Genomic DNA, 23,526 nt, shown 5'->3' with positions numbered 1-23,526 from the left:
AGGAACCGAATGAAATCCCTTTTGACAAGTGTAAATGATCACCACCTGCATATCAAATTCCGGCTTCGGCAAAGGACCGCGCTTGATCATAATTGCGCCTTTCGCGATTCAGTAAGGCGCGCTAGCATTGGGCCGAGCAGAAAAAAACGGTGCAAAAATGCGTTGGACGATATGTGGAATCGCGGTTCTGTCGGCGTTGGCAGTGCAATCAGTTCACGCTTCGGCGGTAGAACAGTCAATTCGCCCCGAAAGCAGACCTGATACCAGAACAGCCGCGAAAATGGTCAGTTTGGCGTCTGAAAAGGCGCCCGATCAAGGGTTGGGCGAGAGTGGATCCGAGGCCGGGTTTCAAAACTGGGTCGCGGCATTCAGATCAAGAGCAGTCAGCCAGGGCATTCAAAGTGATGTTCTGAACCGTGCATTTGACGGCGTGCGCTATGATGGCGCGGTGATCCAGCGCGACCGAAACCAATCGGAATTCACCAAGACGATCTGGGATTATCTGGACAGTGCTGCGTCTGAAACCCGCATCGCCAATGGAAAAAGCGCGCTGCGCGACAACCGAAAGATTCTTGAACAGATCGAGGCCAAATTCGGTGTCGACAAGGAGATCGTTGTAGCGGTCTGGGGCCTTGAAAGCGCCTATGGTCACTTTCGCGGAGAGAATGACATCATCCGGTCGCTTGCAACACTTGCCTATGACGGTCGGCGCGGTGCGTTTTTCGAAGAACAACTGATCGCGGCCCTGAAAATATTGCAAAGTGGAGATACCGACCCAAGGCAGATGACCGGCAGTTGGGCTGGCGCCATGGGGCACACGCAGTTCATCCCAACATCCTATCTGTCTTATGCGGTTGATTTTACCGGTGACGGCAAACGCGATATCTGGTCAGAAGACCCCAGTGATGCGCTGGCATCCACGGCAGCGTATCTGGCAAGATTCGGTTGGGTAAAAGGCCAGCCCTGGGGGGTCGAAGTAAAACTGCCGCGCGGGTTTGATTATGCGCTGGCGAACCGCGAATTATTGAAATCCCCGTCGGCTTGGGCCCGGCTTGGCGTTGTCAGCATGGCCGGGACGGCGGTTCCCGACTATGGGCAGGCCTCCATCCTGTTGCCTGCGGGCGGGCAAGGTGCGGCCTTCATGATCTTCAAGAATTTCAGCGTTATCGAACGCTATAACACCGCAGATGCCTATGTGATCGGCGTTGGCCACCTAAGCGATCGCATCAAAGGCGGCCCTGCAATTCAGTCAGACTGGCCCAGAGGCGACCGCGCGCTGACCTATGATGAGCGCAAGGAAATGCAACAGCGCCTTACCGGCAAAGGCTTTGATACCAAAGGTATCGACGGAAAAATCGGGCCGAAAACAATTGATGCCGTCCGAAGCTTCCAACGCAGTGTTGGAATGGATCCGGACGGCTATGCGTCTTTGGCCCTGCTTGAAAAGCTGCGTTAGGACGCAGCTTTTAGCAGGCCGTCCGCTTTGATCCGGCTGTAACATTCATCCAGCGCAACCGTCGCACGTGCGACCAGCGTATCAATCTCGTCCGGTGTCATGACCAGTGGGGGCGAAATGATCATGCGGTCGCCGACATGGCGCATCACCAGATTGTTGGCAAAGCAGCGCTCGCGGCAGATATATCCGATTGTACCTGCTTCGGATGCAAACCCGGCGCGGCTTTCCTTGTGTGGGGTCAGTGCGATTGATCCCATCATGCCGACGATGTTCGCTTCGCCGACCAGCGGATGATCCAGCAACGCTTTCCATTTCGTTTCAAGATGCGGGCCGGCAACGTTGCGCACATGCTCAAGAATTTTTTCTTCTTCAAGAATACGCAAATTCTCGAGCGCGACCGCTGCTGTGACCGGATGGCTGGAATAGGTGTATCCATGATTGAATTCGCACGCCCCGATCACTTCGGCGATGTCATCGCTGACGATCGAGCCGCCAATCGGCTGATACCCCGAACTCAGGCCCTTGGCGATTGTCATGATGTCCGGACGAATGTTCAGGGTCTGGCTACCGAACCAGTTACCGGTCCGGCCAAAACCGCAAATCACCTCGTCGGCGATCAGCAGGATATCATGGGCATCGCATATGCGCTGGATTTCCGGCCAATAGGTTGACGGAGGAATAATCACGCCACCAGCACCCTGGATAGGTTCAGCGATAAACGCCGCGACACGGTGTTCACCCAGTTCATGAATGGCCTGTTCCAATTCGCGGGCACGGGCCAGACCGAATTCTTCGGGGCTCATGTCGCCGCCTTCGGCCCACCAGTTGGGTTGTCCGATATGGTGCACATCGGGAATCGGAAGACCGCCCTGGGCATGCATGCCTGACATGCCGCCAAGGCTTGCGCCCCCCAGCGTTGAGCCGTGATAGGCATTGTGGCGGCTGATGATCACCTTCTTGTCGGGATGACCCTTTTGCGCCCAATAGGTGCGCACCATGCGAATGTTGGTGTCGTTCGCTTCAGATCCCGAACCGGCATAGAACACATGGTTCAGATGTTCCGGCGCCAGTTCGGCCAGCTTTTGCGACAGTGCGATTGCCGGCACGTGCGTGGTTTGAAAAAACGTGTTGTAATAGGGCAGTTCACGCATTTGCCGCGCCGCCACGTCAGCCATTTCCGTCCGGCCGTATCCGACGTTGACACACCAAAGACCCGCCATTCCGTCTAGAATTTCGTTACCTTCACTATCCGTCAACCAGACACCGTTGGCCCGGGTAATGACGCGCGCGCCCTTTTCTGCAAGTTCGTCCTGCGTCGTGAAGGGATGCATATGGTGGGCAGCATCCAGCGCCTGAAGTTCTGCAGTTGGCATGTGATTCGAAATTACGGGCATGGGAAAAGCCTTTCTAGATTCGGGGGCATCGCGTTGTCAGTTACTCTAGCTGACAGCCAGAATATGATCAAATTAATAAGTGTCAATCGAATCAGCTTCGGAGGGCAACGGCCTCTAGAACGTCGCCGATCTGGCTCATTCCCTGCTCAACATCATCGCTCATGGCCTGCGCGGCGCGTTCGGAATCCCGGGCGCGCAGCGCATCCAGCAGTTCGTGATGTTTGTCCGGCAGATTCTGCGTTCCGAATCGGCCGCACACAACACGAAGCGAAGGACCGAACCGCAGCCAAAGCCGGTCAGCCACCGCCGCCATAACCGGCGCATCCGCCATGGCATAAAGCGTCGTGTGGAACCGGTAATTATGCTCCAGATATCCGTTTACATCGCCGTTCGAAATGGCCAGATCCAACCCGTTATCGATCTTCATCAACACCTCGACCTGCGCTTCATCAACCCGGCAAACGGCGCGGCGCGTCAGTTCCGGTTCAAGAGATTTCCTCATAAAAGCAATCTCTTCTATACTGTCGGGGGTCAATTTAGGGACGCAGACACGGCGATTGCCCAAAAACTCAAGCGCGCCATCCGATGTCAGGCGCCGAATGGCTTCGCGCACCGGAGTCATGCCGGCACCCAGCGTTTCGACCAGGCCCTGTATCGTGACCGCCTGACCGGGCGCGATATCACCGAACAAAATTCGGCGGCGCAATTGCCGGTACACCACTTCGTGCGCAGGCAGGTTTGCGCCCGTCGCCATCTGCGTCTGTGCCTGGTTTTTAAGCATCGTCATTTCGGCCTGCCCTGTCTTGCTGCAACGTGTATTGCGCATCGCTGCACTGCATGGAAACATAAATCATCTTGCCCCAAGACGCAAAACTTGATCAAATATAATCTGATCGGGCAAAAAGTCCTGCAACCCAATGGGAGTATATCATGAAAAATGTGACACTAACGCTGACAGCATCGCTATTGCTGAGCGCCGCGGCTGCGACGGCCGAGGAAGTGCGAGTTTACAACTGGTCCGACTATATCGACGAAGCCTTGCTGACCCAGTTCGAAGAAGAAACCGGCATCAAACTGATTTATGATGTTTTCGACAGCAACGAGGTTCTGGAAACCAAAATGCTGTCGGGTGGTTCGGGATATGACGTTGTCGTTCCTTCGGGCACCTTTCTGCAACGCCAGATCGTTGCCGGTGCTTTCCAGCCTTTGGACCGTTCGCAACTGCCCAACATTGAAAACATGTGGGACGTTGTTGAGAAAAGAACCGAACAATACGACCCCGGCAACACGCATTCCATCAACTACATGTGGGGCACCACAGGTATTGGCGTGAACGTTGGCAAAGTAACCGAAATTTTGGGCGACGATGCTCCGATCGATTCTCTGGAATTGGTCTTCAACCCGGAAAACATGTCCAAACTGGCAGAATGCGGCGTGCATTTCCTGGATGCACCGGCGGAAATGATACCGGCGGCGTTGAAGTATCTTGGCGAAAACCCCGATAGCCAGGACCCCGATGTCATTGCCAAGGCTGAACCGGTGCTGATGGGTGTGCGCCCCTATGTGCAGAAATTCCACAGCTCGGAATATATCAACGCACTGGCAAACGGCGATATCTGCGTCGCATTCGGCTGGTCAGGTGACATTCTTCAGGCGCGTGATCGCGCGGCCGAAGCCGACAATGGTGTGGAAATTGCCTATAACGCCCCGACCGAAGGTGCGCTGATGTGGTTTGACCAGATGGCCATTCCGGTTGATGCGCCAAACCCTGCCGGAGCGCACAAGTTCCTGAACTTTATCATGGACGCGCAAAACATGGCTGCTGCATCGAACTACGTTTACTATGCAAACGGCAATGCGGCGTCCAAAGAGTTTCTGGAAGACGATGTGATCGGCGATCCGGCGATTTACCCGAACGAGGCAACGCTTGAAAACCTGTATACAACGACGCCTTACTCCGCCAAGGTTCAGCGCGGCGTGACGCGTCTTTGGACCAAGGTCAAATCCGGGACCTGATACGGTCTGACAAGAAAAGGGCAGGCGACACAAGAAGCGCCTGCCCCATACTGACCAAAGGGGACAAAGATGAATAACAAAGTGTTCGCGCCTTGGGACGATCCCGACGCAAAACCTTTGATCCGGTTTCAGAACGTTACCAAAAGATTTGGCGATTTCACCGCGATCGAAGACCTGACACTGGATATCTTCGAGCAAGAGTTCTTTGCCCTTCTGGGCCCGTCCGGATGCGGAAAAACCACCCTGATGCGGATGCTGGCCGGGTTTGAAACAGCCAGCGAAGGGGCTATTCTTCTGGCCGGGCAGGATATCGGACCGGTGCCGCCGAACAAGCGGGCGGTGAACATGATGTTCCAGTCCTATGCGCTGTTTCCCCACCTTACGATCTTTGAAAATATCGCCTTCGGATTGCGGCGCGGCAACATGCCCAAGAACGATATCATCGACCGTGTCGAAGAGATGCTGAAACTGACCCGGTTGGAAAAATTCGCCCAGCGCAAACCGCACCAGATTTCCGGCGGACAGCGACAGCGTGTGGCGTTGGCGCGATCGCTGGCCAAGGCGCCAAAGCTTTTGCTGCTTGATGAACCTTTGGGTGCGCTGGATAAAAAGCTGCGTCAGGATACCCAGTTCGAACTGATGGATATCCAGGAAAAAACCGGCACGACCTTTGTGATTGTGACCCACGATCAGGAAGAGGCCATGACAGTGGCCAGCCGCGTTGCTGTCATGGACGAAGGCCGCGTGGTGCAGGTGGCAACCCCGGACCGGATCTACGAGACACCCAATTCGGTCTATGTGGCCGACTTTATCGGTGATGTGAACCTGATCAAAGGCACTGTCAGCCCTGCCGGTAAAAACATGTTCCATCTGAACTGGAGCGAGTCACAGCCGCCTTTGAACGCATCTTCAACCCTTTCCCTTTCGGAAGGTCAGGAATGCCATCTTGCCATCCGGCCCGAGAAGGTGACGATTTCAACAGAAAAGCCCGCAGAAGCCGAGAACGCAGTTCAGGGCAAAATTCTGGACATCGCCTATCTGGGCAACCTGTCCACGTATCACGTGGAATTGCCGTCAGGCGACATCATCAAATCGCAAATGGCAAACACAAGACGCATCGCGCGGCGCAGCTTCACTTGGGAAGACCCCGTCTGGATTTCATGGACCGCCACCGCCGGCGTTCTTTTGGATCAATAACGCCATGCGCCGCTTTTTCTTGATTTCGGTTCCGTACTTCTGGCTTCTGGCCCTGTTTCTGGTGCCGTTCCTGATAGTTCTGAAAATCTCGCTGTCCGATACCGCACTGGCGATCCCGCCTTACACCCCGACATTCGACTGGAGTGCAGGCATAGGCGCCTTTCTGGCGGAATTGGATTTCGAAAACTTTGCCTTTCTCACGTCTGATGATCTTTATTGGCGCGCTTATCTGAGCAGTCTGCAAATCGCGGTATTATCAACGATCTTCACGTTGATTATCGGCTATCCCATTGCTTATTCGATGGCCCGCGCCCCAGAGGAGTGGCGTGCAACGCTGATGATGCTGGTGATCCTGCCGTTCTGGACCAGCTTCCTGATCCGGGTCTATGCGTGGATGGGCATTCTCAGTCAGGAAGGGTTTCTGAACCAGTTTCTGTTATGGGTGGGGATCATCAATGATCCCTTGACCATCCTGAACACAAACACGGCCGTCTACATCGGTATCGTCTATACCTATCTGCCCTTCATGATCCTGCCGATCTATTCGGCGCTCGACAGGTTGGACGGGTCCCTGATCGAAGCCGCCGAAGATTTGGGGTGTTCCCGTATCAAGGCGTTCTGGCTGGTCACCGTTCCGCTGTCCCGAAACGGAATTATTGCGGGTTGTTTTCTGGTTTTCATTCCGGCGCTGGGCGAATTTGTCATTCCATCCCTGCTGGGTGGGTCGCAAACCCTGATGATCGGCAAGGTGTTGTGGGAAGAATTCTTTAGCAACCGTGATTGGCCGGTGGCCAGTGCCGTAGCGGTTGTTCTTCTTCTGATCCTGATCATTCCGATTGTTCTGTTTCAGCGGAACCAGCAAAAGCAGGCGGAGGCAGAAAAATGAACCGTTTTTCGTGGTTTAATGTCACCGCCCTGACGCTTGGCTTTGCGTTTTTGTACATCCCGATGCTGATCCTGATCATCTTCAGTTTTAACGAAAGCAAACTGGTGACAGTCTGGGCGGGCTTCAGCACAAAATGGTATGGCGAACTGATGCAGAACGAAGCATTTCTGGATGCTGCATGGGTCACCATCAAGGTTGCCGTTCTGTCATCCACATTTGCAACCGTACTGGGCACGATGGCGGCCTATGTTCTGGTGCGTGGTGGCCGGTTTATGGGCCGTACCCTGTTTTCCGGAATGATTTACGCGCCGTTGGTGATGCCCGAAGTTATCACCGGCCTGTCCCTGCTGTTGTTGTTCATCGGTATCGGATTGGATCGCGGCGTTCTAACAATCGTTTTGGCCCATACTACGTTTTCGATGTGCTATGTTTCGGTTGTTGTGTCGTCCCGCCTGATCACATTTGACCGGTCGCTGGAAGAAGCGGCCCTTGATCTGGGATGTTCAGCCTTAGATGCCTTTCGTCTGGTGACACTTCCGATCATCGCCCCGGCTGTGATTTCGGGCTGGTTGCTGGCCTTCACATTGTCGCTGGATGATCTGGTGATTGCATCCTTCACTTCCGGTCCGGGCGCGACAACGCTGCCGATCAAGATCTTCAGCGCCGTGCGCCTAGGGGTCAGCCCCGAAATCAACGCCTTGTCGACCATCATGATCGGAATTGTAACCGTCGGTGTTATCACTGCATCGCTTGTTTCAAAAAGCGCAAGCGTGCGCCAACAACGCGACGAGCAAGCAGCCGCCCGGACGGCATGAAACGAATTTACCCCACGCACACGTACGGGGCGGGGCCACGTCACAGCTGCTGGTGGGATGAAACCTGCGCGGCACCTGAATGGCCGAGCATTGACGAAAACAAACAGGTCGATGTGGCTATAATCGGGGCCGGATTCACTGGCTTGTCTGCCGCGCTTCACCTTGCCGAAGCAGGCGTAAGCGTTGCAGTTATGGATGCACAGCACCCGGGATGGGGAGCGTCAGGGCGCAATGGCGGGTTTTGTTGTCTGGGTGGCAGCAAGCTGAGCCACAAGGAACTGGTTTCCAGATTTGGCACGGAGCACGCCCGGGAATTTCATCAGGCGGAAATGGACTCGGTTCAACTGGTCGCTGGCCTGCTTGATCGTTTGGGTATCGATGCCGACACACATTCCCATGGCGAAACGCTTTTGGCACACCGCGCCAAGGATATGCACGATCTGCAAAAACAGGCGCAGTTCATCCGTGATGAATACAAAGTAGAACCAACCCTGATTGAAAAAACCAAGCTAAGGCAAAGTGGCATGGGCGGCCCGTTTTTCGGGGCTTTGACCAACCCGGTCGGCTTTGCCCTCAATCCATTGAAATACCTGACCGGCTTGGCCAAGGCCGCGGCGCAAGCGGGTGCACAGATTTATGCCAACAGCCCAGTGGCAAAGCTGCAGCCATCCTCGGGTGGGTGGTGCCTGAACATAAACGGTCACGAAATTCGGGCCGAAAATGTCCTGATCGCCACAAACGGCTATTCCAGTGACGATCTTCCCGACTGGCTGGCATCGCGATATCTGCCGACCCAGTCGAATGTAATTGTCACCCGCCCGCTCAGCGATGAAGAACTGAACAATCAGGGCTGGACATCGCATCAGATGTGTTACGACACACGCAATCTGCTGCACTATTTTCGCCTAATGCCTGATCGCCGCTTTCTTTTTGGCATGCGCGGCGGTTTCCAGTCTTCCCCGTCCGCCGATCGGCGATCCGCACAGCGAAACCGCCGGGATTTTGAAACCATGTTCCCGGCCTGGGCCCATGTTGAAACCCCAAACAGTTGGTCCGGAATGGTCTGTGTATCCCGTAACCTGACACCCTATATCGGGCCCGTTCCGAATATGCCGGGTGTGTTTGCAGGGCTGGCGTTTCACGGCAACGGGGTTGCCATGGGCAGTTATACCGGAAAAATGCTGGCGGAACTGGTGCAGGGACACGGGGTTGTCCCGCACGTCATGCAAAAACCGATGGCGACATTTCCATTTGGCCGTGCCCGCCGGGCCGTGATGCTGCCGATGTATGCTACGTATACTCTGGCCGATCTTTAGGCGCTGGTGCTGTCGGGTTCGCAACCCGGCAACACGCCCTGACATTCGATCTTTCTACGCGTTGACAGGCCAGTTTGCATCGCGCATGCCTTTGGCAGAACGTAAGGTAAAGGTAAGCCAATGAAAATTGCGATGATTGGGACCGGCTATGTCGGGTTGGTTTCTGGCGTTTGTTTTTCCGATTTTGGCCATGATGTTATCTGTGTCGATAAAGACCCCGCGAAAATCGAGAAGCTGAACAAAGGTGTGGTTCCGATTTATGAACCCGGCCTGGATGAATTGATGGCCAAGAATGTCAGCGCTGGCCGTCTTTCGTTTTCAACGGAACTTGCCGCGGCAGTAGATGGGGCCGATGCGATCTTTATCGCCGTGGGCACACCGACGCGCCGCGGAGATGGCCATGCCGATCTGACTTTTGTAATGGCCGCCGCCCAAGAGATTGCACAAGCGTTGACCGGATATGCCGTGATTGTCACAAAATCGACAGTCCCTGTCGGTACGAACAGACAGGTCAAACAGGTGATTTCTGCAGCCCGTCCAGAGGCCGATTTTGATGTCGCATCAAACCCCGAGTTTTTGCGCGAGGGCGCGGCAATCGATGATTTCATGCGGCCGGACAGGATCGTCGTAGGTGTCGAGAATGAAAAAGCGGCCGACGTCATGGCGCAGATATACCGCCCGCTTTATCTGCGCGAATTTCCGATCATGAGCACCGATCTGGAAAGCGCCGAAATGATCAAGTACGCGGCCAATGCTTTTCTGGCGACCAAGATCACCTTTATCAACGAAATCGCTGCTCTTTGTGAACGCACCGGCGCGGATGTAAAAATGGTGTCCAAAGGCATGGGGCTAGACAACCGGATCGGAAACAAGTTTTTGCATGCCGGTCCCGGCTATGGTGGATCATGCTTTCCCAAAGACACAAAAGCGCTGGCACGGATCGGGCAGGAAAACGCGGTGCCGATGCAGCTGACCGAGACGGTGATCAAGGTAAACGATGAAATCAAGCGGCGGATGACCGACAAGATCATGGACCTGTGCGGGGGGTCTGTGAATGGCAAGATCATTGCTGTGCTGGGCGTGACCTTCAAACCGAACACGGACGACATGCGTGATGCGCCCTCGCTTACAATTGTACCTGCGCTGGTGGGTTCGGGCGCCAAAGTACGGGTCGTTGACCCGCAAGGCCGGCGCGAAGGCGAAGCCCTGCTGCCCGGCGTGAACTGGATGGAAGATGCCTATAAGGCCGCCCAGAATGCAGATGCCTTGGTTCTCTTGACCGAATGGAATGAATTCCGCGCGCTTGATCTGAAACGGCTCGCGAACCGCATGGAAAATCCGATCATGGCGGACTTGCGTAACATCTATTCAGAAAAAGATGCCCAGCAGGCCGGGTTTGTAGGATACGTATCGGTCGGGCGGCGCGATTATTCCGCCTAGCGGATGCAAACCTTCGGGTCCAAGGTAACGGCGATCAGGGTCCGGATCGGAGAGCCGTAACCTGCTGTGGCGTCACTGTCTGGCCGCCACGCAGGACCAGTTCCATCTGGCCCCCTGAATTGCGCGCCTCGACAATCGGCGCATGGGTTTCAAGAGTATCTGACAAGACCAGCTTCCCGGCCGCAAAGCTTTCGACGGAAAAGCTGTATGCCGCGTAAGGCACCTGCCCGCCATCGCCGGTCTTTCCTGTCCATTCAATCGGGTTGTCCGAGACGGCAATTTCAATCCGTTGCGTTTCTTTGCCCTCTTGGTCACGCACGACAAGAAACGCCTGATCCGCAATCGCCACCGGTTTTGGGTTCAAAACGATGTGCTGGCCGTCAAACATCGCAGGTGCGTCACTGCGCGCCTGCATCCCGACCCATCCGGCAAGGCGAGACAAATCAGACCCCCCCATTTGCCCGACAAGGGCCGTCAAAAGATCATTGCTCAGCACCTGTTGTTCGACTGCGGAAAACTGCGCAAGCTGCGAAGCGTACTGTGTCGAGTCGATCGGCTCGAGCGGATCCTGATACTGGGCTTGCGCAGTCAGCATTTTCAGAAAGGTTTCAAAATCCGATGAGAGAACAGAGCCGGATTGTGGCGCTGACACCGCCCTTGAACTGAAAGACTGTTGTTGTGAAATTACGTTCGTTTCCATCTTGGTTCCTTATAGCCGAAGATCCAGCCCGCTTGTCTGGATCAGGAGTGGTGAATCTGGCGGTGCATTCGAAGTGATCTCCGCCTGTCCGGCGAATGATGAATTTTCTTGCGATCCGTCGCTTGCACCCCATGACCGGTTATCCTGAGCAAACGAAAATTCCGCACCAGAGTATCCCAAGGCCTGAAAATCCTGAACCAACTGATCGATATGCCGTTTGAGCAACGCCAGCGTTTCCGGGCGTTCAGCCGCAATTGTCACGGAAACAACGCCAGTGTCCTGCGCCGATAATGCCACCCGCACGCGTCCCAGTTCTTCGGGGTTTAGTGAAACCTCAACCGGTGTATCCGGGCCGCTTCTTATCACCTCGATCAACTGTCTTGTGACCGTCTGGGGCAGGTCTGCCCTGGCCACCGGGGGCATTGCCAGCCGCATGTCTGACGAACCTGTCGGTGCTGTATTTGCAATTAATCCCAGCTCTTCCGTCGCAATGCCTCCAAAAGCCGCTGCTTCTGTCATCAAGTCAGCTGGCACCGGCGCGGTTTGTGCAAAAATGATCGGCAAAGCCGGTCTTGCCTGTTCGAATTTACCTGTCTCTGTCGGTTGCGCCGGATGACCCGCTTTTTCATCGGGGGGCGTGGACAGTTCAGGACCTTGAATATCCCTGATGTCGGGAGACAACCGATGTGTCTCGGTCTGCGAAGACTCGACAGGGAACTGCGCCGATTCGGGTTTTCCCGAAGCCTGCAACCGGGTTGCTACCTTTTGCACCGGCGGACCGTTGGAAGGGATCATTTCCTGATGCTTCACAATCTGTGGATCAGGTGGGTCAATTTGCAAACCATCTTTGCTTTGGTTGATCACTGGCAACATTGGTGCACCTTCAGCCGTTCGCAGGATCGGAGCAGTCTTGGCATCCTCAAACTGCGCCATTGGCGATCGGTTACGGGGTTCTTCCTGCAAGGACCGGACGATGGTTTCCATGTCCAATTTTACTTTGAAACCGGCCTGCCCAAACGGTTTTGTATCATCTGTCTGTGACGCTGGTGTTTCCGGCGCAATCCTCTTGCCTGCATGCCGGTTTTCTGTACCTGCCTGCGCCGAATGGGCACTGTGAATTTCGGCCAAAGGCTGGTCAGTCTGGCTTTGTGGCGGCTGCAACCCGACGGAACCTGCATCGCTTTTGCCATGAAAACCTGTGGTGCCGCTGGAAACCCCGGTAATTGAATGCGCCACGCCCGAACGGGTCTGGCTTCCGGCGTTTTGCGGACCCGCGGGGATGAAAGAACCCGTCGGCATTTCATTTTGCATCAACTTGGGCTCGTGCGAGCGTGATGACATCTGAGTACCTGCATCGGCATTTTCCAAAGGCTCGACCGGGTCATCCGAAAGGTCAAAGGCCGGCAAGGCAGGATCCGTTTTATCGCCCTGTTCCGCCAGCTCCAACGCGGCGAAAAGCCGGCCAAAAACCGCATCAAGATGTTGGCCGGTATTTGGCGTATCGCCCTTATCAATGGGCAGTCCGCTGTTCATCGCAGCTTGTCTGGATGGGTCGATATGCATGAAAGCTCCGCGCTGGTCTTTCACCAATAGACACATCACCCGTTACGACTTCTTTACCGATTGTCATGCAGAGTCGGGAAAATCGATCTAATTCGAGGGATCAGATGTCTGATATCGTTACAGCGGCCCAATCAGCGCCCGTGAAAGCCGCAGCGCGTCAAGACGCAGCTTTGCGCGAAGCCGCCCAGAAACTGGAAGCTGTGTTTCTGGCGGAAATGCTAAAGGCGTCCGGTTTTGGAAAGACACAAGATGCGTTTGGTGGAGGCGCGGGAGAAGACCAGTTCCAGTCTTTTCTGGTGCAGGCACAGGCCGAAGAAATGGTCCGCGCAGGAGGTATCGGATTGGCCGAATCCTTGTTTATGGCGCTTCGGGACTCTGCGACATGAACAGCGCCGCTTGTGAAAAGGATCTGTCGGATCTGCAAACGGTGATTTTGACCGAACGAACCGCCCTGCTGACCGGCGATCTTGAACAGCTTCGCGCACTGGCGAACCGGAAAAAACACCTGATCGGCAGGATCAATGCGCACCCGCCGGCAACATCCGCACGCATTGAACAGATACGTGAAGCCCTTTTGCGCAATCAAACTCTTCTGCGGCAGGCGATGAACGGGGTGCGTTCCATTTCCGAACGACTCTTGGACTTGCGACGGGTACGAAATTCCCTTGGCACATACGATTCGCGCGGAAACAAGGCTGTTTCGGTATCCGGCACACCGCCCTCCTTTGAAAAGCGGACCTGACGACCGGCTGTTGCATCAAATGCCACGTAAAAGAGTTTTGTGCCTTAAGACTCCTTTAGCGCGTCAGGGTTCATTCATGGCCTGCATCCGAAAACGGGTGGCGCACCGACGGGGTAATCCGCTGGTCGCAGTGCTCAGAATGACATCCCATTTGCCCGAAAGGGTGGAAAACCAATAGGCGCAAAGCGCCTGACTAGAAAGGAAATGCGAATGTCCAGCATTCTTACAAACAACAGCGCAATGGTTGCGTTGCAGACCCTAAAATCAATCAATGCCAATCTGGGCCAGATTCAGGGTGAAATTTCAACCGGTAAGTCCATCGCCAGTGCCAAAGACAATTCCACTGTCTGTATGACCTTGGCGTTGGACGAATAGGCACGTTGCGTCTGGATCATGGCCGTCAGTTCACCGGCAACATCGGTTGCGGATTCTTCACGCGCATAAGAAACGATATCGCCGGTCGGGCCATCACCCGCATCCCACAGAAAATACGACCCACTTTCCGGCGATGGCAGATAGGTCTGGTGATCAAGGGCAACCATGCCGTTTGGGTTTGGTAAATCGACCAAAGGCACCTGATAGATCGTGCGGGTGATGCCAGTATCAAAAAACGCGTGAACGAACCCGTTTGCATCGACTTCCACGCTTGTCATGTTCCCGACGGGTGTTCCATCTTTCGAGATGGAAACAGGAGCGAATTTATCCGATAGCTGGGTCAACCCGTCGCTTTGCCCCAATTGTCCGATGTTGATTTCCATCGGGCCCCCGCCGACTTTCACGATGATTGTTCCGGTGGCCGGATCATAGGCCCCACCGGTTGTCGCGGTGATTGCTGCAAGGGTGCCACCGGCGGCGCGGCTGTCATCGAATGTCAGGACATATTCCCCGATCGTCACGCCGGGCGATGCGGTATCGGTAAGCGTCATTGTCCATTCATTTGTTGAGCCGATTGCAGGGACAGTCGGTTGAAAACTGACCTGTATACTTTCCGAAGTGCCAAGGTTGTCGAAGTATTCAACCGCCAGATTCTGGACATCCCCAGATGCACCCGCCTCTGTTTCGGTTGCCGGCAGGTTCACGCCAAGGGACATCCGCGTTGTCGGTTCACCGGAAAACTGGTTCACGTTGATCTGCACCGGCTCCAGACCATCAGCCGTATCGCGCGGAAAGGTCGGAACGGTACCATCCGGCAATGCAGGCCAGCCCAGCAGGATCAATCCTGATTCAGACCGCAGATATCCTGCGGCATCCGTTCGGAACGATGCCGTAGTGGTCAGGAACATCTGGGTTTCGCCATTGCCGACCTCAACCTCGGACGCCTGAGCGACAGGCAGCATACCGCGCCCGCGCACGGCAAGATCGGTAGCGTTCGACGTGGAAACCAGCGCGCCGCGCTGATCAATCAGCCTTTGGGTTGTGGACCGGACACCCCCCGCCGAATAGGTGCCCCCCGATGATGAAATCACAAGGGAATGAAAATCCGTTTCGACACGCTTGTACCCGTATGTAGACGAATTGGCGATGTTGTCGGAAATCGATGCAAGACGTGTCGCATTGGATGACAACCCTGCGACACCGGCATTCAAAGCTGAAGAAATGGTCATGGATACGCCTTTCTGCTGCACCACCTAAAGAATGGCGCAACAGATACCGGCCTTGCCATTAACATCGGGCTAACAGCTAAAATCCTATCTGGTTGGGTCCGGCCTAAGCAAAACCACTTCGATTCTGTTGTTCCGTGACCGCATCGGATCACGAATGGCCGGCGCGCTATCCGCATGCCCCGTAACACGGTGAATGCGGGGGGCGTGCAGGCCTGCCTGTTCCATCAACACACGCATTTCGCCTGCCCGGCTTACGGACAATTCCCATACAGTGTTGCGGACGACAACGACCGGTTCGGCCGCTACATGCGCCTCGATCGCAATCGGGTTCGTAACAATTTGACTGGCTTTCACGATTATGCCGGAAATATCGCGCAGCAATTGTGTTGGCTGGGCCGTCTTTGCAAGGAACAGGGGCGCTTCGTCAGTTTCGAACACTTCGATGACCAGACCCTGATCAGTGACCCGTGTAACGATCTGGCGCAGTGCGTTTTCCAACACTTGCGATTCACCGCCATACCCGGTCAGCGCCGCCTGCACAGAAGCAAATTCCTTGTCCTGGGATATCTCTTGCCCGTCCGCATCCAGGCCGCGCGCGCCGCGTGCCTGGGACTGGTCGGTCGGGCGATCACTGGTCGCCCCTGTCCCGTTCTGGGGCAATGTTTCTTCTGAAAACACACTGTCGCCACCAAACGCTCCATCACCGCCGCCCGAGACTCGCGCGATTGCAATTGTTGGCGAAAAGTAATCGGCCAATCCCTTGCGTTGTTTTTCGGTTGTCGCGTTCAACAGCCACATCAACATGAAAAATGCCATCATCGCAGTTACGAAATCCGCATAGGCGACTTTCCAGGCACCCCCATGATGCCCGCCACCTTTGACAACTTTTTTACGTTTGATGATTGTTGGCGCCGCATTGTTTTGCGCTGCCATTCGTCACCACCTTTATTCACCCAAGCGAACAGGTAGCAGCCAACGCGTTACGGGCAGCTTAACAGATCGAAATGTAGGCGTTTTGCCAACATCGGTGCCATAGGGTTAGGGTTTTGCATTACCTTCGTCAGTGGCATCGTCCTCGACCAGTTCCGCATCCGGTATTTCAGAATCTGTTTCGTCCGCATCTGTGCTGGTGTCTTCCAGCGCGCCCACAATAAGCGGCAGCATCTGCAATCCCGACGGGGATACGATTTCCGACATTGGCGGCGTTTTCCAGCTTAGCGTGTCAAAGCTCTGGCAGTTTTCGCATACCGGCGCCCAATCCCCGTGGATGTGCTGGCAATTGTCGCAAACCCAGTGTGGGCCACGCGGGACGCGAAGCGCTTTGGCCAACCAGCCGCGGACCACCGCATCAGATGCGCCTTCGCCCCGTTCGATCGCGGCCATGATCGTCACGTTCCGTGCATCTGGTGCGACCTCAACCAAATCCCCCAGGGTCCGGCGGGCTTCGGGAAAATCTTCGGCGGCAAGATGCAATTCCGACGCTAGCATTTGGGATTCAGGATGATCCGGTTTCAGTCGCAACAAGGGCGTGAAACGTTTGATCCGTTCCTGCGGGGTTTCATCGGGCGCAATGGCCGCAAACGTGGCGGCCAGATCGGGATGGGGTTGTGCCTCCCACGCTTTTTTCAAAACGCGGGTCGCGTACCGCATTTTACCCTGATCGATATAGGCCGTTGCCGCCATCACAGCGGCAGGAATCAGATCGGGCGACTGCCGGTTCGCGACAATTGCGGCCTCCCTCGCCTCGATCGAATTGCCTTCGTCAACAATATCCTTCGCTTCGGACAGGGCCAGAACGGCATCGCGGCGCTTGTACACATCCCTTGGCATAGAGCCGTGTTTCAGCTTGGCGCTCAGCGTCTTGCGTGCCCCGGCCCAATCATGGTGGCCGGCCTGCAGTTTCAGCAGAACATCCTGGGTTTCTTCGTGCCGCGGCTTGAGTGCGAATGCTTTTTCGGCAAGCTTCAGGGCGGTGTCGGTGTCGCCGGCTGCCAGTTTTTGTTTCATGATGCCGCGCACGCCGACAAAGCGTGTCGCTTCATCGGTAACGAGTTTCTTGTAGACCTCTTCGGCCTTGGTTCTGTCGCCAGCCATTTCCGCGGCCTGAGCGGTCAGCAGGTTCGTCAACTCGGGTTTGCGCAGATATTTTTCGGCTTTGTCCGCCTTTGACATGGCTAGCCGTGCCTCTCCCGAGGCGAGCGCCATCATGCCTTCGGACAGGGCCTGAAACCCCTTTCGCTCTCGGTTGCGATCGAAATAGCGCGACATGGCAGTTTCGTCACCGTTCAGAAACCGCCAGAAGGCCACCAGCAACGACAACAGTTTCAGCACAAGCCACAAGGCAACAATCAGCACACCCACGGCAATCACGGAGTTCAGCGGCCCAAGGGTGTATTCGGCTCCGCCGACAGTGATTTGCACCCCGCCTTCGGTCTCAAGAAGAGACATCGCCGCCAGCGCCAGGCCCGCTACGACGACAACAAACAAGACAATCTTAATCAATGACCAAAGCATAATGGGACCCTATTTGCTGTTCAGGCTTTGCGCCAATGATTCTGCCGCATCCTGTGCATCGCGTCGTGCCCGGGCGCGTGTAACCCAAGCGTCCATTGCAGCGCTCGCCTCTGGCGGCAGTGTTTCGATTTCGGCAAGTGCATCGTTCAATCGCCCTTCTTTCAGGGCCGCTTCTGCCCTCGACAATACCGCGTCAGGGTCCGCGCCTTCCTTGGGTGTTACAGACCGGGCGCTAAGTTGCCGCTGAAGAAAAGAACGCAGGTTGTGTTCGGAATCGGGCTCGGCCAAACGCGCTGCCGATAATGCCTCTCGTGCGGCATCGGGAAACGCGTCTTGCAACTGAATCATCGGTGTAACGCCGGTTTGCGCCACCGAAGCCAGTTCTTCGGGTGCTTGCGTACCTGTCACAGCTTCAAGATCACCAAGAGCGGCGTCAAACGCGCCGCCGCTGTCGATTGCGGACAAGACGCGGGTCAGTGCAGCCCGTGCCAAGGCCTCTTGGGCCGTCATCTCGGCGTTTTCTTCCATGGCGCGCGCATCTGTCAGTAGCGACTCGATCTCGCTTCTTTGGGCGGCCACCGAATCCTGCAGTGCTTTCAACTCGCGCTCGTAGGCGTCGATTGCGCCTTGCGATACACCTTGGGAAATCGGCTGTTTTTCCAGTGCCGTCAAACGCGCATCAAGCGCATTCACAGTACCTGCCAGATTGTCGATCTGCGCTCCCAATTCTGAAATCTTGTCCGCCTGCGCTGCGATGGCGCCCTCGACACCGGACAGATCGGGCACTGGCACTGCCGCCAGTTTGTCCGAAACATCGGAAATCCGTGCGTTTTGGGCTTGGACGGATTGTGAAAGATCGTTCAGGTCACTTGCGCTGACAGTTCGCCAGTTTTCGGGTAAAAACGTCTCGAACATTGGGCTTTTTGCCACCAAAACGCCGATGCATACAGCAAGGAGTCCGCCCAGAAGCATCGGAAAGAAACTAGATCTGGATGTCTGTTCGGGGGCATCGGATTGCGGCACAGCTTCATTGCTTTCCGCAACAGGTTCCGAAGCATCCTGACCTGTTTCGACGATGTCTTGGGTATCGTCCGATACGTCATTCTGTTCCGTTGGGGCATCAGGTTCGGGCGTATCAATTGCAGACGCAGCAGAGCTTTCATCTGTCTGGGCATCATCAGCTTTAGCGTCCGTTTCTTTTGAGGATTTTGTCGCCTTTGCCACTGTGCCGCACCTTTTCGATTCTGTTTATTCGTCAATCACTAACACTTGAACCTTACTGTGCGACCTAGCGCGCCTCAAGCGGACAGACCTTGTTGATCAACTTTTCTGTTTCCAAAGCCAGTGCTTGCGCGCCCGGACTGACCGCCACGGGGCATTTATCGCGCAATTCGTCAGCAACCGCCTGACTTAGCGCAACAGGATATACGGGCGCTGTCCCCGACACCTGACGTTGAAAGCTTGCCGCGGTTCTGGGGGAAAACAAAGGAACGAACACCGCGTCTGATCCTGACAGCAAGGTTTTGGCGTCCTGGTTCAATTCCAGTTCAACCTGATCGTAAACAATCGTCTCGGAAGTCGGAACGCCCACCTCTGTCAGGTTTTTTGCAACATCGCCGCGGCTGTGGACACCCCTGATGTGCATCAGCGGCCCTTTGATCCCTGATGCCGAAACGCCTGCGATCAATGATTGTGCATCCTGACCCGAAACCGTAGCCACCCATCCATGCGTGCGCGCGGCCTCACAAGTGGCCGCTCCAACGCAATACGCCGGCAATGTCCGATCCTGTGTTAACCTCGACAACGCAACAACGCCATTTGCAGACGTGAACACCAGACCGTTCGCATTGCCAAAATCAACCGCCTGCGAAACAGGCACAATGTCCAAAAGCGGGGATATGCAGATTCGCACCGCTCGGCCCAGTCTGTCCTGCATCAGTGTCGCAAAACGTTGTGATGCGTCCAGTGGTCTGGTCAGTAACAGGATCGGTTCAGACACACGCATCAAAAGGCCCGGGATTGTTCGCCACGAACTAGGGTGATACCTCCGCAGACAACACGTTGCAACGGATCCGGACCGCTTCTGAATATGACGCAAAGCCTGACCATTCTAGGAATAGAAAGCAGTTGTGATGACACTGCGGCCGCCGTAGTGCGTCAGGAAAACGGCAATCCGCCTGAAATTCTGTCTTCGATTGTTTATGGTCAGACTGAACTGCACCGTGATTTTGGCGGTGTGGTTCCCGAAATTGCGGCCCGCGCGCACGCTGAAAAGATTGATATCTGCGTAAAAACGGCCCTTGAAACGGCGAGCGTCGATCTCAAACATCTTGATGCAATCGCCGTAACAGCAGGGCCCGGCCTGATTGGCGGCGTATTGTCCGGCGTGATGTGCGCCAAAGGCTTAAGCGCCGCGTCGGGTATGCCTTTGATCGGCGTCAATCACCTTGCCGGACATGCGCTGACACCCAGATTGACGGATCAGATCCCTTATCCTTATCTCATGCTTCTTGTATCCGGCGGTCACTGTCAGTTTTTGATTGTACGCGGTCCTGAAGATTTCCGCCGGTTGGGCGGCACCATTGATGATGCCCCAGGCGAAGCGTTTGATAAAACCGCCAGACTGCTGGGCCTGCCGCAACCCGGAGGCCCGTCTGTCGAAATCGAAGCAAAGTCCGGAGATGCCGATCGCTTTGCGTTTCCAAGACCGCTATTGGACCGACCGGGATGTGATCTTTCGTTTTCCGGCCTGAAGACGGCACTGCTGCGAACGCGTAACAGTATCGTAGACGAAAAGGGCGGACTCACCCGGCAGGATCGCGCAGACATGTGTGCAGGGTTTCAGGCCGCAGTTTCTGATGTTCTTGGGGAAAAAACACGGCGTGCTCTTGCGCTTTATCTGGATGAAAACCCGGATCGGGCGAAGTTCGCCCTTGCTGGCGGAGTGGCGGCAAATACCGCAATTCGCGCTGCATTAGAGACTGTTTGCGATGATTTGAAGGTCGAATTCTTTGCACCCCCCCTCGCGTTATGCACAGACAACGCAGCGATGATCGCCTATGCCGGGCTGGAACTGTTTCAGGCGGGCCATCGCGATGATTTCACGCTTTCCGCGCGGCCGCGCTGGCCGCTTGATACGGCAAGCCCTTCCATGTTGGGCAGCGGCAAAAAGGGGGCCAAGGCATGACTGTTGGTGTCATCGGCGCGGGCGCTTTTGGGACAGCATTGGCCATATCGCTGGCTCAGACCCAACCTGTTACGCTTTGGGCGCGCGACACCGATCAGGCGCGCAAAATGCAAGCCGCGCGGATGAATGCACAGTATCTGTCCAGCTGTGTTTTCCCCGATATTTTATCCGTAACTTCGGATTTTTCCGATTTGTCAGAACACCAGACACTGTTGCTGGCGGTGCCGTTGCAACGCTTGCGGGGCCTGCTGTGCGACCATGCAAATGATCTGCAGAACAAGGTTCTGGTGGCATGCTGCAAGGGGATTGAACTGAACACTGGCACAGGTTCGGTGCAGATCATCATGGATGAGGTTCCAACAGCTGTACCCGCCATTCTGACCGGCCCCAGCTTTGCCTTGGATATCGCAAGGGGTCTGCCCACAGCCCTGACGCTGGCTTGCGCATCCCCCAGCACGGGGCAAAGCTTGCAACAACAGCTGACAACACCGAATATCCGACTGTATCGCACATCAGACACTATCGGCGCGGAATTGGGCGGGGCGCTGAAAAACATTATTGCCATCGCATGTGGCGCGACAATTGGCGCCGGTCTGGGTGATAGTGCGCGCGCTGCGCTGATGACACGCGGCTATGCAGAAATGCAGCGCATCGCTGCATCATTCGGCGCGCAGCCAGAAACACTGGCCGGGTTGTCGGGGTTCGGCGATCTGGCGCTGACCTGCACGTCAGAACAGTCGCGCAACTACCAATTGGGTCTGTCGATCGGCTTGCAAACCGGGTTTGATCCAAAGATCACCGTAGAAGGCGCGGCAACTGCACGCGCAGTACACAAGGTTGCAACAGATCGCGGTCTGGATATGCCGATCACAGATGTGGTTGTGCGTTTGCTTGACCAGACGATAGATATTCGGGATGCGCTGGCAATGTTGCTGGCACGACCGCTGAGGGAGGAATGATATGCTGATCGCTTTGATCGCACGGGATAAAGACGGCGCATTGCAAACACGCAAAGACAATCGTGCAGCGCATCTAGGCTATATTGAAGAAACCGGTGTTGTTGTTCATGCCGGGCCACTGCTTGACGAAAACGGCGCCATGGCCGGATCGCTTGTGGTGCTGGATCTTGAAGATCTGGCAGCAGCCGAACGATGGGCCTCAAATGATCCTTATGCCAAGGCTGGTCTGTTCAAATCGGTCGAACTGATCCAGTGGAACAAGGTGATCGGCTAATGGCCTACTGGCTTTTCAAGTCTGAACCCAGCACCTGGAGTTGGGATCAGCAAGTGGCCCGCGGCGACCGGGGCGAAGAATGGGATGGTGTGCGAAATTATCAGGCGCGCAATTTCATGCGCCAGATGGCCGTTGGCGATAAAGGGTTCTTTTACCACTCGCAGACTGAAAAGGCCGTTGTCGGCATTGTCGAGGTAATCACCAAGGCACACCCCGACAGCACGACAGATGATGACCGTTGGGAATGCGTTGATATCAAGGCTGTGGCGCCCTTTGCCAAACCCGTGACGCTGGACATGATCAAGGCGGATGGGCGACTGGACGGCATGACGCTCGTGCGCAATTCACGTCTGTCAGTGCAACCGGTCAGCGAAGAAGAGTGGGCGATTGTCTGTCACCTCGGTGGTGTTTCCCCCTAGTCTGATGCCCAATTTTTAGGCAATCTTCCCCCTGTGAAAGAGGGAGGTGGATATGGAATTTCTGAACGTTGTCGCGGCGGCAATCGCATCTTTTGCATTTGGGGCTGTCTGGTACACTGTTTTTGCAAAACCCTGGATGTCGCTGTCAGGGGTTGAACTGGATCCCACAGGGCAACAACCTGCAAACCGGTCTGACCCGGTTCCCTATATCACCAGCTTTCTGGCATCTGTTCTTGTTGCAGGCATGATGCGGCACATCTTTGTGCTCAGCAGCATCGACAGCGCTGGCAAAGGGATCATGGCCGGGTTTGGCATCGGGCTGTTTCTGGTCACGCCGTGGATTGCAACGTTTTACGGGTTCGGCGGCAAGCCACGACAATTGCTTTTGATTGACGGCGGATATGCCACGCTGGGCTGCACGGTCATCGGCCTTGTCCTGACCCTGTTCTGACGCTTGGTCAAATAATGACGAAGGGTTCCGGCGCAAACCAGAACCCTTCGTACCCCACGTGCTCCCAAAGCCACCACACGTGTATCGAAATTCGGTTCTGGCCTTACTGGCCGGATGTCTGCAGGTCTAAAGCAATGCGTTCGCACGGGCAATCATCGAGTATTTCAAATGCCCGCCAAAAAAAACGCCCGCTTAACAAAGCAGGCGTTCAGGTTGTTTTTCGCTGCATTCAGCCGTAAACGGCTTCTTTGCCAAAATGCTTTGTCAGCATGTAATAGACGACCGCGCGGTACTTGTTCCGCTCTGACTGGCCGTATGTTTCAATGACTTTCTGGATCGCCGCCATAAGCTCTGGTCCGTCTGCCAAACCCAGCTTTTTGACCAGAAAATTGTCTTTTACGGTTTCAAGCTCACTTTGTTGCGACGCCGCAACCGTAGATGCATCCGCATTGTAAATCGCAGGACCACAACCAATCGTGACCTTGGTCAAAAGGTCCATGTCCGGTGTCATACCGCATTTGTTTCTCAGATCATCCGCATATTGCGCGATCAACTCGTCACGTTTACCCATCTGGGATCTCCCGCCTATTGTG

24 protein-coding genes and 1 pseudogene are annotated in these 23,526 nt (G+C 55.4%); 15 read left to right on the top strand and 10 right to left on the bottom strand.

The genetic code is table 11. The features are described from left to right. Positions 1-157: 157 nt before the first annotated feature. A complete protein-coding gene (locus C1J05_RS20945; protein WP_114872499.1) occupies positions 158-1,456 on the top strand; it encodes a lytic murein transglycosylase in 1,299 nt (432 codons plus the stop codon). Here C1J05_RS20945 and C1J05_RS20940 read toward each other — a convergent pair. Beyond that, positions 1,453-2,850 (bottom strand): aspartate aminotransferase family protein, encoded by a 1,398-nt coding sequence (locus C1J05_RS20940; protein ID WP_114871963.1) that lies wholly within the window; start codon positions 2,848-2,850, stop codon positions 1,453-1,455. The genes C1J05_RS20945 and C1J05_RS20940 overlap by 4 nt on opposite strands. A 91-nt stretch (positions 2,851-2,941) precedes the next feature. Beyond that, entirely contained in the window at positions 2,942-3,637 is a 696-nt protein-coding gene (locus tag C1J05_RS20935) for a GntR family transcriptional regulator (RefSeq protein ID WP_114872498.1), read from the bottom strand. A gap of 143 nt (positions 3,638-3,780) precedes the next feature. On the opposite strand from C1J05_RS20935, the gene C1J05_RS20930 reads away from it, so the two are divergent. From C1J05_RS20930 to C1J05_RS20905, 6 genes are all read left to right on the top strand, one after another. After that, positions 3,781-4,866 carry a polyamine ABC transporter substrate-binding protein gene (locus C1J05_RS20930; protein WP_205389009.1) on the top strand — a complete coding sequence of 362 codons (1,086 nt, stop codon included), beginning with the start codon at positions 3,781-3,783 and terminating at the stop codon, positions 4,864-4,866. Between the two features lie 69 nt (positions 4,867-4,935). Further along, complete coding sequence (locus C1J05_RS20925) at positions 4,936-6,063, top strand: ABC transporter ATP-binding protein (RefSeq protein WP_114871961.1); 1,128 nt, start codon at positions 4,936-4,938, stop codon at positions 6,061-6,063. A gap of 4 nt (positions 6,064-6,067) precedes the next feature. After that, positions 6,068-6,949, top strand: coding sequence for an ABC transporter permease subunit (locus tag C1J05_RS20920; protein ID WP_114871960.1), 882 nt, complete (start codon positions 6,068-6,070; stop codon positions 6,947-6,949). Next, positions 6,946-7,764, top strand: a complete 819-nt coding sequence (locus C1J05_RS20915; RefSeq protein WP_114871959.1) for an ABC transporter permease subunit — start codon at positions 6,946-6,948, stop codon at positions 7,762-7,764. Before C1J05_RS20920 ends, C1J05_RS20915 begins: the two co-directional genes overlap by 4 nt. After that, on the top strand, positions 7,761-9,080 hold the full coding sequence (locus C1J05_RS20910) for an NAD(P)/FAD-dependent oxidoreductase (RefSeq protein ID WP_114871958.1): 1,320 nt from the start codon (positions 7,761-7,763) through the stop codon (positions 9,078-9,080). The genes C1J05_RS20915 and C1J05_RS20910 overlap by 4 nt, the downstream gene beginning before the upstream one ends. 120 nt (positions 9,081-9,200) lie before the next feature. Further along, positions 9,201-10,520 carry a UDP-glucose dehydrogenase family protein gene (locus tag C1J05_RS20905; protein WP_114871957.1) on the top strand — a complete coding sequence of 440 codons (1,320 nt, stop codon included), beginning with the start codon at positions 9,201-9,203 and terminating at the stop codon, positions 10,518-10,520. 34 nt (positions 10,521-10,554) lie between these two features. On the opposite strand, the gene C1J05_RS20900 is transcribed toward C1J05_RS20905, so the two are convergent. Then, positions 10,555-11,220: a flagellar hook capping FlgD N-terminal domain-containing protein gene (locus tag C1J05_RS20900; protein ID WP_114871956.1), complete on the bottom strand. Its 666-nt coding sequence runs from the start codon at positions 11,218-11,220 to the stop codon at positions 10,555-10,557. A gap of 9 nt (positions 11,221-11,229) precedes the next feature. Beyond that, a complete protein-coding gene (locus tag C1J05_RS20895) occupies positions 11,230-12,783 on the bottom strand; it encodes a flagellar hook-length control protein FliK (RefSeq protein ID WP_162798175.1) in 1,554 nt (517 codons plus the stop codon). A 104-nt stretch (positions 12,784-12,887) separates the two neighbouring features. On the opposite strand from C1J05_RS20895, the gene C1J05_RS20890 reads away from it, so the two are divergent. The 3 genes and pseudogenes from C1J05_RS20890 to C1J05_RS21970 form a co-directional block, all read left to right on the top strand. After that, positions 12,888-13,169: a rod-binding protein gene (locus C1J05_RS20890; RefSeq protein WP_114871954.1), complete on the top strand. Its 282-nt coding sequence runs from the start codon at positions 12,888-12,890 to the stop codon at positions 13,167-13,169. Then, positions 13,166-13,525, top strand: coding sequence for a hypothetical protein (locus C1J05_RS20885; RefSeq protein WP_114871953.1), 360 nt, complete (start codon positions 13,166-13,168; stop codon positions 13,523-13,525). The genes C1J05_RS20890 and C1J05_RS20885 overlap by 4 nt, the downstream gene beginning before the upstream one ends. A 210-nt stretch (positions 13,526-13,735) precedes the next feature. Next, positions 13,736-13,873 (top strand): annotated as a pseudogene (locus tag C1J05_RS21970) (flagellin N-terminal helical domain-containing protein); the annotation flags it as partial. Here C1J05_RS21970 and C1J05_RS20875 read toward each other — a convergent pair. From C1J05_RS20875 to C1J05_RS20855, 5 genes are all read right to left on the bottom strand, one after another. After that, positions 13,816-15,129, bottom strand: coding sequence for a flagellar hook protein FlgE (locus C1J05_RS20875; RefSeq protein ID WP_205389008.1), 1,314 nt, complete (start codon positions 15,127-15,129; stop codon positions 13,816-13,818). The pseudogene C1J05_RS21970 and the gene C1J05_RS20875 sit on opposite strands and share 58 nt — an antisense overlap. Before the next feature lie 84 nt (positions 15,130-15,213). Next, complete coding sequence (locus C1J05_RS20870; RefSeq protein ID WP_114871951.1) at positions 15,214-16,062, bottom strand: flagellar motor protein MotB; 849 nt, start codon at positions 16,060-16,062, stop codon at positions 15,214-15,216. 105 nt (positions 16,063-16,167) lie between these two features. After that, on the bottom strand, positions 16,168-17,643 hold the full coding sequence (locus C1J05_RS20865; RefSeq protein WP_114871950.1) for a heme biosynthesis protein HemY: 1,476 nt from the start codon (positions 17,641-17,643) through the stop codon (positions 16,168-16,170). Between the two features lie 9 nt (positions 17,644-17,652). Beyond that, positions 17,653-18,867 carry a COG4223 family protein gene (locus C1J05_RS20860; protein ID WP_114871949.1) on the bottom strand — a complete coding sequence of 405 codons (1,215 nt, stop codon included), beginning with the start codon at positions 18,865-18,867 and terminating at the stop codon, positions 17,653-17,655. Positions 18,868-18,931: 64 nt separating this feature from the next. Next, entirely contained in the window at positions 18,932-19,648 is a 717-nt protein-coding gene (locus C1J05_RS20855) for a uroporphyrinogen-III synthase (protein ID WP_114871948.1), read from the bottom strand. A gap of 84 nt (positions 19,649-19,732) precedes the next feature. Here C1J05_RS20855 and tsaD point away from each other — a divergent pair, with 84 nt between their 5' ends. From tsaD to C1J05_RS20830, 5 genes are read left to right on the top strand one after another with little or no spacing between them, the layout of a single operon-like run. Beyond that, complete coding sequence (gene tsaD, locus C1J05_RS20850; RefSeq protein ID WP_114871947.1) at positions 19,733-20,830, top strand: tRNA (adenosine(37)-N6)-threonylcarbamoyltransferase complex transferase subunit TsaD; 1,098 nt, start codon at positions 19,733-19,735, stop codon at positions 20,828-20,830. After that, positions 20,827-21,789 carry an NAD(P)H-dependent glycerol-3-phosphate dehydrogenase gene (locus C1J05_RS20845; RefSeq protein WP_114871946.1) on the top strand — a complete coding sequence of 321 codons (963 nt, stop codon included), beginning with the start codon at positions 20,827-20,829 and terminating at the stop codon, positions 21,787-21,789. The genes tsaD and C1J05_RS20845 overlap by 4 nt, the downstream gene beginning before the upstream one ends. A 1-nt stretch (position 21,790) precedes the next feature. Next, on the top strand, positions 21,791-22,063 hold the full coding sequence (locus C1J05_RS20840) for a YciI family protein (protein WP_114871945.1): 273 nt from the start codon (positions 21,791-21,793) through the stop codon (positions 22,061-22,063). Further along, entirely contained in the window at positions 22,063-22,482 is a 420-nt protein-coding gene (locus C1J05_RS20835; protein ID WP_114871944.1) for an EVE domain-containing protein, read from the top strand. Before C1J05_RS20840 ends, C1J05_RS20835 begins: the two co-directional genes overlap by 1 nt. A 52-nt stretch (positions 22,483-22,534) precedes the next feature. Continuing rightward, complete coding sequence (locus C1J05_RS20830) at positions 22,535-22,933, top strand: DUF1761 domain-containing protein (protein ID WP_114872497.1); 399 nt, start codon at positions 22,535-22,537, stop codon at positions 22,931-22,933. Positions 22,934-23,162: 229 nt separating this feature from the next. Here the strand turns inward: C1J05_RS20830 and C1J05_RS20825 are convergent, their stop codons facing one another. Continuing rightward, on the bottom strand, positions 23,163-23,504 hold the full coding sequence (locus C1J05_RS20825; RefSeq protein ID WP_114871943.1) for a DUF2853 family protein: 342 nt from the start codon (positions 23,502-23,504) through the stop codon (positions 23,163-23,165). Positions 23,505-23,526 lie beyond the last annotated feature (22 nt).

The organism is Sulfitobacter sp. JL08 (assembly GCF_003352045.1).
In the GTDB taxonomy this organism is placed as follows: Bacteria; Pseudomonadota; Alphaproteobacteria; order Rhodobacterales; family Rhodobacteraceae; genus JL08.
This window is presented reverse-complemented; position numbering and strand designations above follow the sequence as displayed.